A 15,620-nucleotide genomic window follows, 5' to 3' on the forward strand; every position below is an offset into this window, starting at 1 on the left:
TTCGTGGACGACGGCTCGGGCATGGCCGGAAAAAATGCAAGCCGGGAGCCATTCCGGCGATCTTCCGGGGTACGGGTCTTGCTCCTTTTCGGGGAAGCCCTCGCTCGGCCGCGCGGGCGAGGAGGTTATCGATGGCGAAACGCGACGGGAGATGGGTGGATGCGTCGGAGTTCCGGCCGGATCCCGCGGTCATGGACCACGATCCGGAAGAGGCGATGCGCGAGGGAATGAGCACCGACGCGGCGGGAGTCGACGCTTCGGAGACCGAGGCCTCGACCGGCGACTCCGAGGGAGCTTTCGTCGGGATCGCGGCGGGGGCCGCGACCGGTCTCGGGATCGATCGCGGAGAAGCCGTCGGCGCGGGCGGACTCGCAGCGGGCGAGGATCTGGATCCGGTCGCGGAGGGCGACTACTGGCGGGAGAACTACCGGCGGCGTCCGTATTACCGGGCGGAAAAACCGTACGAGCACATCGAGCCCGGGTACCGCTTCGGATGGGAGGAGGCCGCCGGCCTCGAGTTCCGGGACCGGCGGTTCGAAGACGTGGAAACCGAGCTCGCCCGCCGCTGGGAGGCGCGCCGTCCGCCGGAGGAGCCGGGCTGGGTCGACGTCCGGGAAGCGGTCCGCGATTCCTTCCACCGCGTCCGCGACTCGCGACGGGGATCCCGATGAGAAGAATGCCGTCACGCCGAAACCCGTCGAGGCGGTTGGCGCGATTCTCGCATCGATTCCACCCGGGTTGATGAGGGAGAGGCCGGTTGACGGAGGCGCGTCGGCCGGCCTCTCGGTTTTTTCGACCCCCCTCAGTCCCTTCCGGTCGGCACGTCCCACGATTCCCCGAATCCGAGAGCGCGAAACGGCGGCGCGCCGGCGCTTGCCGCCAGCGCGTCGTGGAGCTCGTGCAACGGCTCTTCCTCGCCGTCGTCGGCGAGCTCGAACGTCCCGAAATGGACTCCGATCGCGGCCCTCGCGCCGAGGTCCTGCGCGGCGCGAACCGCCTCGGCGGGGGAGATGTGCATCGGCTGCATGAACCAGCGCGGCCGGTAGGCGCCGATCGGAAGGACCGCCAGGGCGATCCGGTGAAAGCGCGCGCCGATCTCGGCGAAATGCGGCCCGTAACCGGAGTCGCCGGCGAAATACGCGCTCCCCGCTTCGTTCGACACCACGAAGCCGGCCCAGAGAGTCCGGTCGCGGAGCAAGGTCCGGCCGGAAAAGTGGCGAGCGGGAACCGCGGTCACGCGCAGCCCCGGCGCGGGATCGGCGGACTCCCACCAGTCGAGCTCGGCGGCGCGGCGGGCGCCGAGGGCGGCGAGACGCCTCCCGTTGCCCCGTCCAGTCGCGAAAAAGGCGCTCGGATGCGCCTGCGCGATGCGCCGGACGGTCGGGAAATCGAAATGGTCGTAGTGGTCGTGCGAGACGAGCACCAGATCGAGCGGGGGAAGGTCCTCGAAGCGGACCCCGGGCGGCCGGTGTCGCCGCGGGCCCGCGAATCGAACCGGCGAGACGCGCTCCGACCAGACGGGATCCGTCAGAACGTTGACGCCGGCCCCCTGGAGGAGGACGGTCGCGTGATTGACGAACGTCGCGCGCCAGCGGGGCGCCACGACGCGGTCCTCCGGCGGCGCGGCGGGAGGCGCGTCCGTCCACGGCTTCCAGCGCCCGCGGCGGCGGGTCAGCATCCATTTCAGAAAATTCGGAAAAGCCGCGCGGTGGCGGGCATCCGCGCCGGGGCTCGGGTTCGAATACCGTCGTCCGTCGAAGGGCGCCCCCATCGCGCCGAGTATCGCACCCGACGTTCGCCGGCCGATTTCTTGCTACCCTGAAGCCCGCTCGTGAAGAAACTGATCGCCGCGTTTTTCTCGATTCCCGTCGGATGGTGTGTCGCGGCCGTGTTCCTCCTCACGGGCGCCGAATCCGCGCTCCTCATCGGGTTCCTCGTGCCGGGCGAAGTGGCGGCGATCCTCGGGGGCGTCATCGCTTCGCATGGACGCGTTCCGCTCGCGGCCGCTCTCGCGGCCGCGGTCGCGGGCGCCTGGTGCGGCGACTCGGCCGGCTATTTCCTCGGCCGGAATGCGCGTTTCTTCGAACGCCGGCGCCGGGACCGGAACTGGAGCCGGGCGCGCACCTTCCTGAAGAAGGGCGGCATCGCCGTCCTGGTCGGGAGGTTCACCCCGTTTCTGCGCACGATCATGCCGGCCGCCGCGGGCGCCGCGAAGATGCCGTACGAGCGGTTCCTGCCGTGGAACCTGGCCGGGGGACTCCTCTGGGGTTCCCTTTCGACTCTCCTCGGCTACTGGGGAGGGCGCAACGCCGAGAAAGTCGTTCATCGCGCGGGCCTCGCCGGCCTCGGCCTGCTCGTCGTCGCTCTCGCGATCCTCGCCTTCCTCTGGATGCGCTTCCGCAGGGGCCCATCCCCGCGCCCGCGCCCGTCGGCCCGCCGCGCCCGCTGACCGGGCGTCGGCTCGCGGATTGCAGGCGCCGGGATCTTTCCGGAACGTGAAATCGGGAGGTGAGAGGCGCCCGGAGGAAGACCGCGGGGGCGTCGCCCCCGCCAGCGCCCCTCGCGCGGAGCGGCTCGACCCGTGTTCCCGCAAACCCGTGTATTGTTGGAAGAAGGCTCGCCGGCACGAGGCGCGACGGGCGGGACTATGAGCTCCCGTCTCCCTGTTCCCTCCCCGTCAGGAGCGTGCAGCAGTCGCGCGGCTGGTCGCGCATGCCGTCGCCGAAGATCTCGAGGATCTGGACGTGGACGACGTAGTCCGCCGCGGGGTCGTGCCGGAACACGCCGTTTCTTCCGCAGCGCGGGCACGATTCCACGACGCCGTCCTCGACATCGCGCCCCGCGGCCATTCCGGTGAAGTCCTCCAGGGTGATGGTGGGGTGCCTCATGCGCGCCTCCGAAAGAACGCGACTGCAATTCGCGAGCCCGCGCTTCTCCCCGGGAAATCTCGTTCTTTCGGTGGAACGGTTGTTGCAAAGCGTTCGCCCGGAGGGAACCACGAATGGCCGACACGATGACCGGCACGGCGGTCGAGCAAATGAATTCTCTGCTTCGCGGCGAAATCTCCGCGGCCGAGACCTACCGGATCGCGATCGACAAGGTGGAGGGCGACCGGGCGACCGAGCTCGCCAGTCTCCGCGAGATCTCCCGCGAGCACGGCGAACATGCCCAGAAGCTGCGCGAGGAGATCCGGCGAATGGGCGGCGAGGCCGACGATTCCTCCGGCGCGTGGGGCGCCTGGGCGAAGACGGTGCAGGGCGTCTCTTCCCTGTTCGGCGACGCGTCCGCGCTCAAGGCGTTGAAGGAAGGGGAGGAGCATGGGCTCAAGGACTACCAGGACGCGCTCGAGGACGTGGACGCATCGTGCCGGCAGCTGATCGCCGAGACGATGGTTCCGGCGCAGCAGCGGCACATCGACATCCTCGACGCGATGATCGACCGCGCGTGACCCCATGAAGACGAGAGAGCCGCGCGCCGCCATCTCCACCTCGGGAATCGACGACACCGTGCGCCAGCTGCGTTCCCTTCTCGCCGCCGAATCGGCCGCCGTGAACCTGTACCGGACGGCGAGTCGCGACGTCAACGACGCCGTCCTCGGGCGGCGCTTGACCGCGATCGCGGAACGGCACGCCACCCAGGCCGCCGAGCTCCGCCGCCAGATCGCTCGCCTCTGCGGCGACGCCGGAACCTCGGCGCCCCCCGCGGATTCGTGGTCGAAACTGTCGGACGTGACCGGCTCGATCGCGAACGGCCCTTCCGGGTGGATGAGCCTCCGCGAGCGGGAACGCATGGGCCTGAAGAGCTATCGCGAGGCGCTCGACCGCGTGGACCGATTCGCGCGGGAGGCGTTCTTCGGCTCTCTGATTCCGGCGCAGCTTCGGAACGTCTGTGCCTGGAACGAACGATCGCCCGAACCCTGACGAAGCGGGGCGAGCGCCCGTTCTCGCCGTCGGCCCTCGCAACGCGCGCCGCCCCCGAGCGCTGATGTATATTCCTCCGCCGTAAGGAGGGATCCATGAAGTTTCGCAACGGTGTTTCGCTCGCGATCGCGCTGCTCGTCGGCGCCGGGGTCGCGGCGGCCCAGGATCAGCGCAAACCCTTGAGCCCCCGAGGCCAGACGGCCACCCAGGTGGGCGGGAAATGGACGACCGACGCGCAGGGCGAGTCCCGCTATTCCGACGGCAAATGGATCGAGGTGGACTACGGCCGGCCGATCCTCCGCGGGCGTTCGGACGTCTTCGGCTCCGGGGCCGACTACGGCAAGAAGGTGAACGCCGGAGCGCCCGTCTGGCGGCTCGGCGCGAACCAGACGACGAAGCTCACGACCGAAGTGCCTCTGACGATCGGCGGCAAGACGCTCGCCCCCGGGACCTACGACCTCTTCGTCGAGCTGAAGGAAGGCGGATGGACGCTCATCGCCTCGACCCAGCCGACCCAGGCGAAGTACGACCCGAAGGACAAGACGGCGATCTGGGGCTCGTACGGCTACGATCCGAAATTCGACGTGGCGCGCGCGCCGATGACGGTCGCCAAGATCAAGCACTCCGTCGATCAGCTGACGATCGCGTTCGTCGACATGACCGACGCCGGCGGCAAGCTGGCGGTCGCGTGGGGCGATACGTCCGCGATGGCGGACTTCACGGTCGGCAAGTAGCCCGGTTCCCCGTCGAGACACGAATCCGGCGGAGCTTCGGCTCCGCCTTTTTCTTGCCGTCGAGAATCCCGTCGCCCGGCGGGATTCACGCGAAGGGCTCTCGTTCGAAGTCGACGCCGACGCGCGGCGAGAGACGGCCGCACCGCTCGACGCGTCGCGGAGCCGCTAGAGCTGGGAGCGGAAGGGCTGGAGCGCCCACTCGGACATCCGCTGCCCGAGCGATCGATGTTTCCACTCCGACAACGTGTAGGGGCGCGCCCGGGCGAGATCCCTCTCGAACATCTCCTCGAGGCGCGCGGCCGTTTCCCGATCGTCCGTGACGAGGTTGTCCTCTTCGTTCAGGCGAAACGACCTGTTGTCGAAATTGGCGGAGCCGAGCGTGGCGAACAGCCCGTCGACGACCATGGACTTCTGGTGGAACATCGTGCCGCCGTATTCCCAGATGCCGACGCCGCCCGCGAGGAGGTCTCCGAAGGCCGCGCGGCCGGCGGTCTTGGTCGCCGGAACGTCGTTCACTTTCCCGGGGACGAGGATGCGGACGCGAACCCCCCGACGCCGCGCGGCGACCATGAGCGCGACGGCGTCGGAATCGGGCAGGAAATAGGAATTCGCGATGTCGATCGTCCTTTCGGACGATGCGAGGGCGACCGAGTAGAGTCTCTGGACGTCGGCTCCGGCATACCGCGCGGAGGACGAGACGATCTCGGCGGCGACCGGCCCCGCCGCGTCGATGCGCGGGAAGAGCGCTTCGCCCGCGAGCGTCTCGCCGGTCGCCTCCGACCAGTTCTCCTGGAACGCCGCCTGGAGCTCCGTCACGACGGGTCCCTCGAGGCGCACCTGGGTGTCGCGCCAGTGCTCCCGGGAGTCGGCGTCGCCCAGCCATTCGTCGACGAAGCCGACGCTGCCGGTGAATCCGACGCGCCCATCGACGACGAGGATCCGGCGGTGCGTGCGGTGATCGATCGCGCCCCGGCTCCACGGCTTCTTTCGGTGGAAGAAGGCCACGTGGCAGCCGGCGCGCTGCATCGCCTCCACGTCGGAGGAGTTCAGCCGGCGCGCCGGGGATCCGACCGCGTCGAGCAGCACGCGAACCGTCACGCCGTGAGAGGCGCGTTCCGCGAGCGCGTCGCGGAAGCTCGAACCGACCCGGCCGGACCAGAAGATGTACGCCTCGAACGTGATCGTGGAGCGGGCGGCGCGGATCGCCTCGAGCATGGACGGGAAGATCCGGTCGCCGTTTTCGAGGAAATCCACGCGGTTACCCGCCGTCAACGCGGGCACCAGGAGGGCCGAGGGGACGAAGGTGGGGGCGGAGACGCCGAAGCCGTGAACGACCCGGAAGTTCGGATCCCGCGGCGCGCGCAGCCGGTAGAGCGCGGAGGCGAGCAGGACGCCGGCGACGATGGAGCCGGTGACGAGGGCGGCGGACGCGCCGCGGGTCCGCGGGCGAGCACGGGACGACGGGCGTGCGGCGCCCGGAGGCTTCGGGCGGGCGCTCATCCGCGCCGGCGGTCGGGGTCGCGCCGCGTGGCGTCGCCGAACACGATGCTCGCGGCCAGAGCGACGCCGCCCGCCGCCGCCCCGAGGAAGAAGACCATCGCGAGGCCCGGATAACCGAGGATCTGGAAGCGGGTCGGCACGTGCATCAGGAGCGCGGCCCCGACGATCAGCGAAGCGAGGACGAGGCCGAGGGCGATCCGGTTGGCGATCTTGTGAAGTCCCTCGATCAGGAGGTGCTCGTCGATCGCATCGACCTTGAGACGCAGGCCGTTCTCCGCCGCGAGATCGAGGATCTTTCCGGCCCGCTCCGGGAGCTTGCCGACGAAGTCTTTCGCCTCGAGAAGCGTCGCGAACACGTTGCCGGGCCGTGCCTCCTGGCGCATGCGCCGGGACATGAGCTCGGCGCTGTAGCGGCGGATCGAGGCGTTCGGATCGAAGTCGGGCGCGAGGGTGCGGCCGACGAGATCGAGGTGGAGGAGGGTCTTTCCCACGGTCGACAGCTCGGGCGGAAGCGCCATGCCGGTTTCCGCGGAGAGCCGGCTGATCTCGAGCAGCACGCGACCCATCTGCAGGTCGCCGACGGTCGAGCCCGCGTACCGCTGGACGAGCTCCGCGATCGCGCGGCGGAAATCGTCCGGACGCGCATCCTCGGAGGGCCGGGCGATCCCGACGACCGCTTCCGCGGCGCGCTCTCCGTGGCCTTCGCTCGCGGCGAGGAGGAAGCGCAGGAGGCGGTCGCGGACCTCGCTCGACAGCCGTCCGACCATTCCGAGATCGACGAGCGCCAGGCGATGGTCCGAGGTGAGGAGGACGTTGCCGGGATGGGGATCGGCGTGAAAGAGGCCGTCGAGCAGCACCTGCTTCAGGTACCCCCGGAAGAGTTCGTCGGCCAGACGCTCCGTGTCGACGTCGATCAGCACGACCGGATGGAGGCCGGTGATCTTGGTTCCCTCGACGTACTCCATCGTCAGCACGCGCCGGGACGTGTAGTCGTCGTACGGGCGGGGAATCACGAGGAGCGGAAAATCGGCGAGCTCCGCCCCGATCGCCTTGAGGTTGTTCGCCTCCTGGAGGTAGTCGAGCTCCGTCGCGAGCACCTTCCGGAATTCCGCGACCATGTCCCGGTAGGCGTGGTCGCGGCCGCCGCGGACGTGCCGGTCGACGAGGTCGGCGATCTCCTCGAACGCCTCGCCGTCCTCCTCGATGCGGCTTTCGATATCGGGGCGCTGGACCTTCACGGCAACCGGACGTCCGTCGCGGAGCGCCGCCCGATAGACTTGTCCGAGCGATGCCGCGGCGATCGGCGTGGGATCGAACGCGGAGAACGCCTTCGAGAGGCGGACGCCGAGTTCTTCCTCGATGATCGTCTTCGCGCGTTCGAAGGGGAACGGCTCGACGTCGTCCTGCAGCCGGCTGAGGGCATCGAGGTAAGTCGACGGGAGCAGGTCGGCCCGGGTGGAGAGGATCTGCCCGAGCTTGATGTAGGCGGGGCCGAGCTCTTCGAGATCGCGCGCCAGCTCTTTCGCGGGTGCCTCGGCGCCCGCCGCCGGGGGAGGCGCGTCCGCGTCGAGGCTGCGCGCGATGTCGCCACGACCGTATTTCCACAGGAGCGTGGCGATGTCCTTGTATCGAGACACGTGTTTCGGCTTCAGCGAAAGGGCCATGCCGGAAGAAATGCAAGGACCGGGCCGGGTGGCCGAAGAGGCCAGTTTCGAGGCGGTCAGCCGTTCGGCGGGCGATCCGTCCCGCCGGCGTCCGCCTCGCGCCCCGTGATCAGCCGCGCGCCGCGCTGCCACGTGAGGTAGGCCCACGCCCACTCGAACATGACCAGGAGCCGGTTCCGGAATCCGATCAGGAAGAAGATGTGGATCCCGAGCCAGGCCGCCCACGCGAAGAACCCCGAGATCTTCCACCCGCGGATGTCCGCCACGGCCGCGCTCCTGCCGATCGTGGCCAGCGTCCCCTTGTCGACATAGTGGAACGGGATCGTCGGCCTTCCGGCGATCCGGCGGCGGATCGAGCGGGCCGCGTGGCGCCCCTCCTGCATGGCCGCGGGAGCGAGGCCGGGAACGGGGCGGCCCTCCTGCTCGACCGCGGCGAGGTCTCCCGCAACGAAGATCTCGGGGTGCCCCGGAACGGAGAGGTCGGGCTCGACCCGGACGCGTCCCTGCCGGTCGAGCGGAACGCCGAGCGATCTTCCGAGCGGCGAGGCGGCGACTCCGGCGGCCCAGAGCGCGGTGCGAGCGCCGATCCGCTCCGTTCCGAGCCAGACGGCCTCCTCGTCGATCTTCGTCACGCGGGCTCCCGTGCGGATCGTCACCCCGAGGGATTCCAGCTGCCGCGCCGCCTTCGCCGAGAGCTCGGGCGGAAAACCGGGAAGGACGCGCTCCGCGGCCTCGACGAGGACGACGGCGGCCTGCGCCGGGTCGATGTCGCGGAAGTCGCGAACGAGCGAGTGGCGGGCGATTTCCGAGAGCGCCCCGGCGAGCTCGACGCCGGTCGGACCTCCTCCGACGACGACGAACGTGAGGAGCTCCCGGCGGGCGGCGGCATTCGTCTCCCACTCCGCGCGCTCGAACGCCAGGAGGACGCGCCGCCGGATTTCGAGCGCATCGTCCACCGTCTTCAACCCCGGCGCGTGGGGACGCCATTCGTCGTGGCCGAAGTACGAGTCTCCCGCTCCCGACGCCACGATCAGGAAGTCGTAGCCGAGATCGCGCCCGTCGACGCGGAGCCTGCGGCCGGAGGGATCGATCGACGTCACTTCGCCGAGAAGGACCGTCGTGTTCTTCCGGGCGCGCACGACGCTCCGGATCGGCGCGGCGATGTCGCTCGGGTTCAACGCGGCGGTCGCGACCTGGTAGAGGAGCGGCTGGAAGAGATGGTGGTTCCGGCGATCGACGATCGTGAGCCGCACGGGAGCGGCCGCGAGCTCCCGCGCCGCCGCGAGTCCCGCGAATCCTCCACCGATCAGCACGACGTGCGGGCGGGCGGAATCCGCGGGGGCGCGGCCGGACACGGTCGACGACGTCACGGCGGCAGAATATCGCCGTCGCGCGATACACTCTCCGGGTTCGGAAGGAGGCGGCATGCGCGGCGCGCGTCTTCTCGTTCTCACCCTGGTCGCCGGGCTCCTGTCCGCGGCGACGCCGGCGGCTCCCGGAGGGAAGGCGATCCCGCTTCCCGAAGGCTCGGGCGGCATCGGCCTCGACGACATGGGATGGGCGCCTTCGCTCTCCCGCATCGTCGTTCCGGCGGGGCGGACGGGCCGCATCGACCTGATCGATCCCGCCGGGGGCCCGATGATCGAGATCGGCGGGTTCCGCGTGTCGGCGGCCGGGGCCGGCCACGGCGAGGGGACCACGTCCGCCTCCGAGGGAGCCGGCCTGCTGTTCGCGACCGACCGGACCGCGGGCGAGGTCGTCGCCGTCGACGAGAAGGAACGGAAGATCGTCTCGCGCGCGAAGCTCGCCGGAGGACCCGACTACGTGCGCTGGGTCGAGGCCACCCACGAGATCTGGGTGACCGAACCCGACGGCGAGAAGATCGAGATCTTCCGGCTCGGCTCCGGCTTCCCGCCCACCATCGAGCACGTCGGTTTCGTTTCCGTTCCCGGCGGTCCGGAGTCGCTCGCGATCGACGGAGCGCGGGGAAGGGCGTACGCGAATCTCTGGAAGGCGGAAACCGTGGCGATCGACCTGAAAGCGCGGAGCGTCGCCGCGCGGTGGAAGAACGGCTGCGGCGGCGCCCGCGGCCTCGCCCTCGATCGCCGGCGCGGGTTCCTCTTCGCCGCGTGCACCGAGGGGCGCGTCGTCTCCCTCGACGTCGAAAACGGAAAGACCCTGTCGTCGGTCGCCGCGCCGAACGGCATCGACATCATCGACTACAACTCCGCGCTCGGCCATCTCTACGTCCCGGGAGCCAAGGACGCGCAGCTCGCGGTCGTTTCGGTCTCGAAGTCGGGAGAGCTCGCGGCTCTCGGGCGTTTCCCGACGGCCCCGCGCGCGCATTGCGTGGCGTCCGAGCCGGGCGGCGGGATCTACGTCTGCGACCCGCCGCACGGCGCCGTCATCGTCCTCCGGGACACGTTCCCGGGAGGAACGCCGTAACGGCGCGCCCCTCTGGCGCGCCGCGTGCAGGCGCGCCCGTTCGAACGCGATGATGCCGCTCCTGTGCGCCCTGCTCCTCGCCGCGGCTTCTCCCGCGCCCCTGACGCTCGACGACGCGATCCGGCTCGCGCACGAGGCCAACGCGAAGCTCCCCCAGGCCGCTCTGGAGCGGGACTCCGCCGAGGAGAAGATCCGGGAGGCGCGGGCGGAACGGTGGATGAAGGTCGCGATCGACGGAGATTTCCTGTACGCCCCGCCGGGCGGATACGACCCGGTCGTGACGAACGCCGGCGAGGCCCGCCTGCAGCTCACGGCGAAGCAACCGCTCCTCGACGGCGGCGCCCGCCGGGCGGCGATCTCGAAGGCGGGCGCGGACCGGGACGCGGCGACCGCCCGCTACCGGGTGGCCGAGAAGGATCTCGACGTCGAGGTGACGAGCCGGTTCGCCGAGCTCGTCGAGGCGGGCGACGAAGCGGAGGCGCGCCGCGGCGGGATCGAAAGGCTGAGTCGATACCGGACGACGCTCGAGAGCCGGAAGGCGTCGGGGCAGGGCGTCGCCGCGGACCTGCTCAAGACCGACGTCCGGCTCGCGTCGGACGAGGCGGACGCCATCGACGCCGACGCGCGCGCGGAGGAAGCGCGAACGGAGCTGAACGTGCTCATGGGCCGCGCTCCGGAGGCGCCGCTGACGGTGGTCGCTCCGCCGATTCCGGCGGCCGCTCCCGCCGCGTCCGGGCCGCCGCCCGCATCGCCCGAAGTCCGCGAGGCCTAGGCGCTCGCGCGCGGCGCCGACGCCGACGTCGTCGCCGCGGAGGCCGAGCGCAAGCCCCATCTCTTCGCGTCGGCGGACGCCGGATGGTGGGGCTCCGACACGACGCGCTGGTCGATCGAGCGCTGGCGTCAGGACGCGGGCTTCTCGCTCGGAATGCAGGTGTCCTGGCTCCTCTGGGATTTCGGGGCCTCGGACGCGCGGATCGCTCGCGCGCGAATCGAGGGACGCCGGGCGCGGCTCGAAATCCTCGCGCGGGAACGCGAAGCCGCGCTCCAGCGGGCGAAGGCCCGGGCGACGGCCGAGGCCCTTCGCCGGCAGATCGACGTGCTCACGCGGGCGGCGCCGGCCGCGCGCGATTCGTGGCTGGAAGCCGAAAGCCGATACCGCGGGGGCGCCGCGTCCGCGCTCGAGGTGATCGACGCGTACGCGGCGGCGATCGACGCCTCGATCAAGCTCGCGCAGGCGGAGTCCCGCCTGCGGATCGCGGAGGCGCTCGAGAAACGATGGGAGACGCCATGACCTTCCGAGCGCGCCTTTCGACGCTCCTCCTGGCGGCGATCCTCGCGTCCGGGTGCGGCGGGAGCGCGACGGACCCGAAGAAGGAGCAGTCCTCCGCCCCCGGGCCGGCGACGCCCGTCCGCGTCGCTCCGGTCGAGAAAGCGACGCTCGCCGAGATCGTCTCCGCTCCCGGCAAGATCACCGCGATGTCGCAGGAGAAGGTCCGCGCCCCGTTTGCCGGCACGCTCGTCGAGTTCACCGTCACGGACGGCGACCGCGTGCGCCGCGGCCAGATCGTGGGGAGCGTGGTCGCGCGGGACAGCGAAGCGGCGCTCGCGGGAGCCCGCGAGATGGAGCGGGAGGCGAAGTCCGACGCCGAGCGGCGTGACGCCGCCCGCGCCGTCGAGCTCGCGCGGCGGAACCTCGTCCGGGCGCCTCTGGCCGTCGCGTCCGACGGGATCGTGGTCTCTCACGCCGCGAGCGCTGGCGACCGGGTTTCCGAGGACGAGGAGATCCTGTCGATCGCCGAGACGAAGTCTCTCGTGGTCCTCGCGGACGTCCCGCAGGCGCAACTCCCGAAGATCCGCGCCGGCGAGGCGGTGCAGATCGAGATCCCCGGGCGTCCGCCGGCCGGCGGGAGAGTGCACGGCATCCTCGCGGAATCCGGCCCTTCGGATCTGACGGCGCCGGTACGCATCGATCTCGACGCCGCGCCGGGAATGGCCGTCGGCCTGTTCGCGACCGCGCGGATCACGGTCGCCGAGCGGCGCGACGTCCCGTCCGTGCCGGACGCCGCCGTCGTCCGGGACGACGTGACCGGAGCGTCGCGCGTCGCCGTCGCGGGAGCCGACGGGAAGGCGCACTGGATCGCCGTGACGCCCGGGATCGCGCAGAACGGCCGTACGGAGATCGCCGCCCCCCCGCTCGATCCCGCGATTCGCGTGATCGTCTCGGGGCAGGCGGGTCTCCCCGAGGGCACTCCGGTGGCGCCGTCGCGATGAGCCTCGCGCGACTGGCGCGGGACCGGGGCGCGGCCGTCTTCCTCGTCGTCGCCGTTCTCGTGGCGGGCGGGGTCTTCGAGGCGTTGCGCTCGCCGGCCTCGATCTTTCCGGCGGTCACGTTCCCGATCGTCAAGGTCATCGCGGACGTCGGCGAGGAGCCCGCTTCGCGGATGATGCCGACGTCGACGCGCCCCCTCGAGGAGGCGGTCCTCCGCGTTCCCGGCGTGCGCCGGGTCCTCTCGGCGACGTCGCGCGGCTCGACCGAGATGAGCGCGGAGTTCTCGTGGGGAACCGACATGCGGCAGGCGCTCCAGCGCGTGCAGGCGGAGGTCGAGCGCATCCGCCCCGACCTGCCTCCGGACGCCAAGGTCGACGTCGAATGGATGAGCACGTCGATCTTTCCGATCCTCGGCTACGCCCTCACGTCCGACACGGAGTCGCAGGCGTCGCTCTGGGAGCTCGCCGAATACACGCTGAAGCCCGCCCTCATCCGGATTCCGGGCGTGGCGCAGGTGCAGATCCAGGGCGGCCGCCGGCGCGAGTTCCAGGTCCGTCTGGATCCGGCGGCCCTCGCGGGAAGGAGGCTCTCGGCGCGCGACGTCGTCGACGCGATCCGGAAGAACAACGACGTCGAATCGGCCGGCCTGCTCGAGTCGAACCACGAGCTGTATCTCTCCCTCGTCGACGGCCGCGCACGGGGCATCGACGAACTCGCCGCGCTGCCGGTTCCGCTCCCCGGCGAAGGCGTGCCGGCGCGGCTTTCGGACCTCGGGACCGTCGCCTCCGGCGACGCCTTCTCGCCGGTCCGGACGACCGCCGACGGCCGGCCCGCCGTTCTCGTCAACATCGTCCAGCAGCCCTCGGCGAACACCGTCGCGATCGCGCGCGGCGTGTCCGACCTCCTCCGCCGGGAGCCGGGATTGATCCCGAGGGGAGTCCGCTGGACCAATTTCTACGATCAGGCCGCGTTCGTCTCGGGGTCGGTCGGCGGCGCCCGGGACGCGATCCTGATCGGCGTCGGACTCGCGGTGCTGGTCCTCTTCTTCTTCCTGCGGGACTGGCGCCTCACCGCGATCGCCGCGGCGACGATCCCGGTCTGCGTCGCGATCGTCCTGCTCGGACTCGCGGCGGCCGGTCAGACGATCAACCTCATGACCCTCGGCGGCATCGCGGCGGCGATCGGCCTCATCGCCGACGACGCGATCGTCGTCGTCGAGGACATCCAGCACGGCGCCCACGCGTCGGGCGGCGAGCTCGCCGAGGACCTCGGGATCTCGCGCTTTCTCCCTCCGCTCCTCGGCTCGAGCCTTTCGACGGTGGTCATCTTCCTGCCGTTCGTCCTCGTCACGGGGGTCACGGGGGCGTTCTTCCGGCCGCTCGCCCTGACGATGGCGATGGCGCTCGGCGTGTCCTTCCTCCTGTCGGCGGTCGCCGTCCCCGCGGCCGTCAAGGCGCTGGGCGCGACGAAAGGGCGGGGCAAGCCTCCCGCGGAGGAGGGCATGCCGCGCCTCCGGCGCCTCGTCTCCGCCTTCGTCCGCCGGCCGGTTCTCGCGCTCGCCGCGTTCGTCGTCCTGATGGCGAGCGCATACGTCCTCTGGCGCGTGATCGGAACCGACTTCCTTCCGGAGATGGACGAGGGTTCGATCATCCTCGACTACTGGACGCCGCCCGGAACGTCGCTCACCGACACCGATCAGATGCTCGACGCGGCCGAGAAGATCATCCGCGCAACGCCCGACGTCGACGCCTACTCGCGGCGCACGGGAACGCAGCTCGGTTTCTTCATCACCGAACCGAACCGGGGCGATTACGTGATCAAGCTGAAGCCGAAGAAGCACCGCCGCGACGTCGACGACGTCATCGACGACCTCCGCGGCAAGATCGCTTCCGCCGAGCCGGCGATCCACACCGATTTCGGGCAGCTCCTGGAAGACAACATCGGGGATCTCACGGGCGGCGTGCCGCAGCCGATCGACGTGAAGATCTTCGGCTCGGACCCGGCTCTCCTCGAGCAGAAGGCGCGCCAGGCGGCGAAGATCATCGGCGGCGTGCACGGCGTCGAGGACGTCTTCGACGGGATCACGATCGCCGGCCCGGCGCTCTCGATCCGTCCCCACGCCGGCGTCCTCGCCCGCAGCGGGATGACGACCGACGACCTGCACGCGGCTGTCGAGCCCGCCCTCACGGGGACCCTCGCCGGCGACCTCCCGATCGGGGAGCGCGTCTATCCGGTCCGCGTCTTCACGCGGCGGAACGGCCCGATCACCGGTATCTCGGTGAAGACCGGCTCCGGAGCGGTCGTGCCGCTGTCCGACCTCGCGTCGATCGAAACCGGGCCTCCGGAAGCGGAGATCGACCGCGAGAACCTGAAGAGCTATTTCGGAGTGACGGCGCGGCTGGCGGGGCGCAGCCTGGGAGACGCCGTCGGGGAGATCCGGAACAAGCTGGGGTCGCAGCTGGCGCTCGGGCCGGGAATGACGCTCGCCTACGGCGGCCAGTACGAGCAGCAGCAGTCGTCCTTCAAGTCGCTCGTCGGGGTCCTCCTCGGGGGACTCCTCCTCGTCGCCGTCGTGCTCCTCTTCGAATTCGGGGACTGGCGAGCGCCGCTCCTGACCGGACTCGTTTCCCTGTCGGTGCTCGCGGGCGTCTTCGCCCTCCTGCTCGCGACGGGAATGACGCTGAACATCTCGAGCTTCGTCGGGGCGATCATGATGGTCGGCATCGTCGGGGAGAAGTCGGTCTTCTTCATCCACGACGCACGCGAGGAGCTGCGGCGGGGGTACGCGAAGGAGGAGGCGTGGGCGCGGGCGGCCGAGCGGCGGTTCCGGGCCGTCGCGATGACGACGCTCGCCACCGTCTTCGCCCTGCTGCCGCTCGCGCTCGCGTGGGGCGCCGGCGCCCAGCTGCAGCAGCCGCTCGCGATCGCGGTGATCGGCGGGTTCATCTTCTCGGGGCTCGTCGTCCTGCTGATCCTGCCCGCCCTCTATTCGTGGCTCGACCCGAAAGGGCGACTGGGGCGGTGATCCGAGCCGCCGGACGGGCCCGCCGGGCCCGCCGGCGGCTCGACGGGCGCCTCCGGTCCGGCC

14 protein-coding genes and 1 pseudogene are annotated in these 15,620 nt (G+C 70.8%); 10 read left to right on the forward strand and 5 right to left on the reverse strand.

The features are described 5' to 3' along the window. The first annotated feature begins 131 nt into the window (after positions 1–131). Positions 132–671, forward strand: coding sequence for a hypothetical protein (locus VFS34_14790; protein HET9795719.1), 540 nt, complete (start codon positions 132–134; stop codon positions 669–671). 131 nt (positions 672–802) lie between these two features. Here the strand turns inward: VFS34_14790 and VFS34_14795 are convergent, their stop codons facing one another. Then, positions 803–1,678 carry an MBL fold metallo-hydrolase gene (locus VFS34_14795; protein ID HET9795720.1) on the reverse strand — a complete coding sequence of 292 codons (876 nt, stop codon included), beginning with the start codon at positions 1,676–1,678 and terminating at the stop codon, positions 803–805. Between the two features lie 153 nt (positions 1,679–1,831). On the opposite strand from VFS34_14795, the gene VFS34_14800 reads away from it, so the two are divergent. Continuing rightward, complete coding sequence (locus VFS34_14800; GenBank protein HET9795721.1) at positions 1,832–2,449, forward strand: DedA family protein; 618 nt, start codon at positions 1,832–1,834, stop codon at positions 2,447–2,449. Positions 2,450–2,645: 196 nt separating this feature from the next. Here the strand turns inward: VFS34_14800 and VFS34_14805 are convergent, their stop codons facing one another. Beyond that, entirely contained in the window at positions 2,646–2,888 is a 243-nt protein-coding gene (locus VFS34_14805; protein ID HET9795722.1) for a hypothetical protein, read from the reverse strand. Positions 2,889–3,001: 113 nt separating this feature from the next. Between VFS34_14805 and VFS34_14810 the strand changes: the two genes are divergently transcribed. The 3 genes from VFS34_14810 (at position 3,002) to VFS34_14820 (ending at position 4,654) form a co-directional block, all read left to right on the forward strand. After that, positions 3,002–3,448: a DUF2383 domain-containing protein gene (locus VFS34_14810; GenBank protein HET9795723.1), complete on the forward strand. Its 447-nt coding sequence runs from the start codon at positions 3,002–3,004 to the stop codon at positions 3,446–3,448. Positions 3,449–3,452: 4 nt separating this feature from the next. Then, positions 3,453–3,920, forward strand: coding sequence for a DUF2383 domain-containing protein (locus VFS34_14815; protein HET9795724.1), 468 nt, complete (start codon positions 3,453–3,455; stop codon positions 3,918–3,920). A gap of 95 nt (positions 3,921–4,015) precedes the next feature. Continuing rightward, positions 4,016–4,654, forward strand: a complete 639-nt coding sequence (locus VFS34_14820) for a DUF2911 domain-containing protein (GenBank protein ID HET9795725.1) — start codon at positions 4,016–4,018, stop codon at positions 4,652–4,654. A gap of 165 nt (positions 4,655–4,819) precedes the next feature. On the opposite strand, the gene VFS34_14825 is transcribed toward VFS34_14820, so the two are convergent. The 3 genes from VFS34_14825 to VFS34_14835 all read right to left on the reverse strand — a co-directional run bounded on the left by VFS34_14825 (position 4,820) and on the right by VFS34_14835 (position 9,188). Continuing rightward, positions 4,820–6,154: a phospholipase D-like domain-containing protein gene (locus tag VFS34_14825; protein HET9795726.1), complete on the reverse strand. Its 1,335-nt coding sequence runs from the start codon at positions 6,152–6,154 to the stop codon at positions 4,820–4,822. Further along, entirely contained in the window at positions 6,151–7,791 is a 1,641-nt protein-coding gene (locus tag VFS34_14830; GenBank protein ID HET9795727.1) for an AarF/UbiB family protein, read from the reverse strand. Before VFS34_14830 ends, VFS34_14825 begins: the two co-directional genes overlap by 4 nt. Positions 7,792–7,874: 83 nt before the next feature. Beyond that, a complete protein-coding gene (locus tag VFS34_14835) occupies positions 7,875–9,188 on the reverse strand; it encodes an NAD(P)/FAD-dependent oxidoreductase (GenBank protein HET9795728.1) in 1,314 nt (437 codons plus the stop codon). Between the two features lie 55 nt (positions 9,189–9,243). Here VFS34_14835 and VFS34_14840 point away from each other — a divergent pair, with 55 nt between their 5' ends. The 5 genes and pseudogenes from VFS34_14840 (at position 9,244) to VFS34_14860 (ending at position 15,557) form a co-directional block, all read left to right on the forward strand. Next, on the forward strand, positions 9,244–10,263 hold the full coding sequence (locus VFS34_14840) for a hypothetical protein (protein ID HET9795729.1): 1,020 nt from the start codon (positions 9,244–9,246) through the stop codon (positions 10,261–10,263). A gap of 49 nt (positions 10,264–10,312) precedes the next feature. After that, on the forward strand, positions 10,313–11,035 hold the full coding sequence (locus tag VFS34_14845) for a TolC family protein (GenBank protein HET9795730.1): 723 nt from the start codon (positions 10,313–10,315) through the stop codon (positions 11,033–11,035). A 21-nt stretch (positions 11,036–11,056) separates the two neighbouring features. Continuing rightward, positions 11,057–11,554: pseudogene (locus VFS34_14850) on the forward strand (TolC family protein). After that, the gene (locus VFS34_14855) at positions 11,551–12,534 is read left to right on the forward strand and encodes an HlyD family efflux transporter periplasmic adaptor subunit (protein HET9795731.1); all 984 of its coding nucleotides are present in this window, start codon (positions 11,551–11,553) and stop codon (positions 12,532–12,534) included. The pseudogene VFS34_14850 and the gene VFS34_14855 overlap by 4 nt, the downstream one beginning before the upstream one ends. Further along, complete coding sequence (locus VFS34_14860; GenBank protein ID HET9795732.1) at positions 12,531–15,557, forward strand: efflux RND transporter permease subunit; 3,027 nt, start codon at positions 12,531–12,533, stop codon at positions 15,555–15,557. Before VFS34_14855 ends, VFS34_14860 begins: the two co-directional genes overlap by 4 nt. Positions 15,558–15,620: the final 63 nt, after the last annotated feature.

This window comes from Thermoanaerobaculia bacterium (assembly GCA_035717485.1).
Lineage (GTDB): Bacteria > Acidobacteriota > Thermoanaerobaculia > UBA5066 > DATFVB01 > DATFVB01.

Excerpts from the sequence above, each read along its gene's own strand:
- VFS34_14790 (HET9795719.1), top strand. The coding sequence starts at position 132 with ATGGCGAAACGCGACGGGAGATGGGTGGATGCGTCGGAGTTCCGGCCG.
- VFS34_14795 (HET9795720.1), bottom strand. The coding sequence starts at position 1,678 with ATGCTGACCCGCCGCCGCGGGCGCTGGAAGCCGTGGACGGACGCGCCT.
- VFS34_14805 (HET9795722.1), bottom strand. The coding sequence starts at position 2,888 with ATGAGGCACCCCACCATCACCCTGGAGGACTTCACCGGAATGGCCGCG.
- VFS34_14810 (HET9795723.1), top strand. The coding sequence starts at position 3,002 with ATGGCCGACACGATGACCGGCACGGCGGTCGAGCAAATGAATTCTCTG.
- VFS34_14815 (HET9795724.1), top strand. The coding sequence starts at position 3,453 with ATGAAGACGAGAGAGCCGCGCGCCGCCATCTCCACCTCGGGAATCGAC.
- VFS34_14820 (HET9795725.1), top strand. The coding sequence starts at position 4,016 with ATGAAGTTTCGCAACGGTGTTTCGCTCGCGATCGCGCTGCTCGTCGGC.
- VFS34_14825 (HET9795726.1), bottom strand. The coding sequence starts at position 6,154 with ATGAGCGCCCGCCCGAAGCCTCCGGGCGCCGCACGCCCGTCGTCCCGT.
- VFS34_14840 (HET9795729.1), top strand. The coding sequence starts at position 9,244 with ATGCGCGGCGCGCGTCTTCTCGTTCTCACCCTGGTCGCCGGGCTCCTG.
- VFS34_14845 (HET9795730.1), top strand. The coding sequence starts at position 10,313 with ATGATGCCGCTCCTGTGCGCCCTGCTCCTCGCCGCGGCTTCTCCCGCG.
- VFS34_14855 (HET9795731.1), top strand. The coding sequence starts at position 11,551 with ATGACCTTCCGAGCGCGCCTTTCGACGCTCCTCCTGGCGGCGATCCTC.
- VFS34_14860 (HET9795732.1), top strand. The coding sequence starts at position 12,531 with ATGAGCCTCGCGCGACTGGCGCGGGACCGGGGCGCGGCCGTCTTCCTC.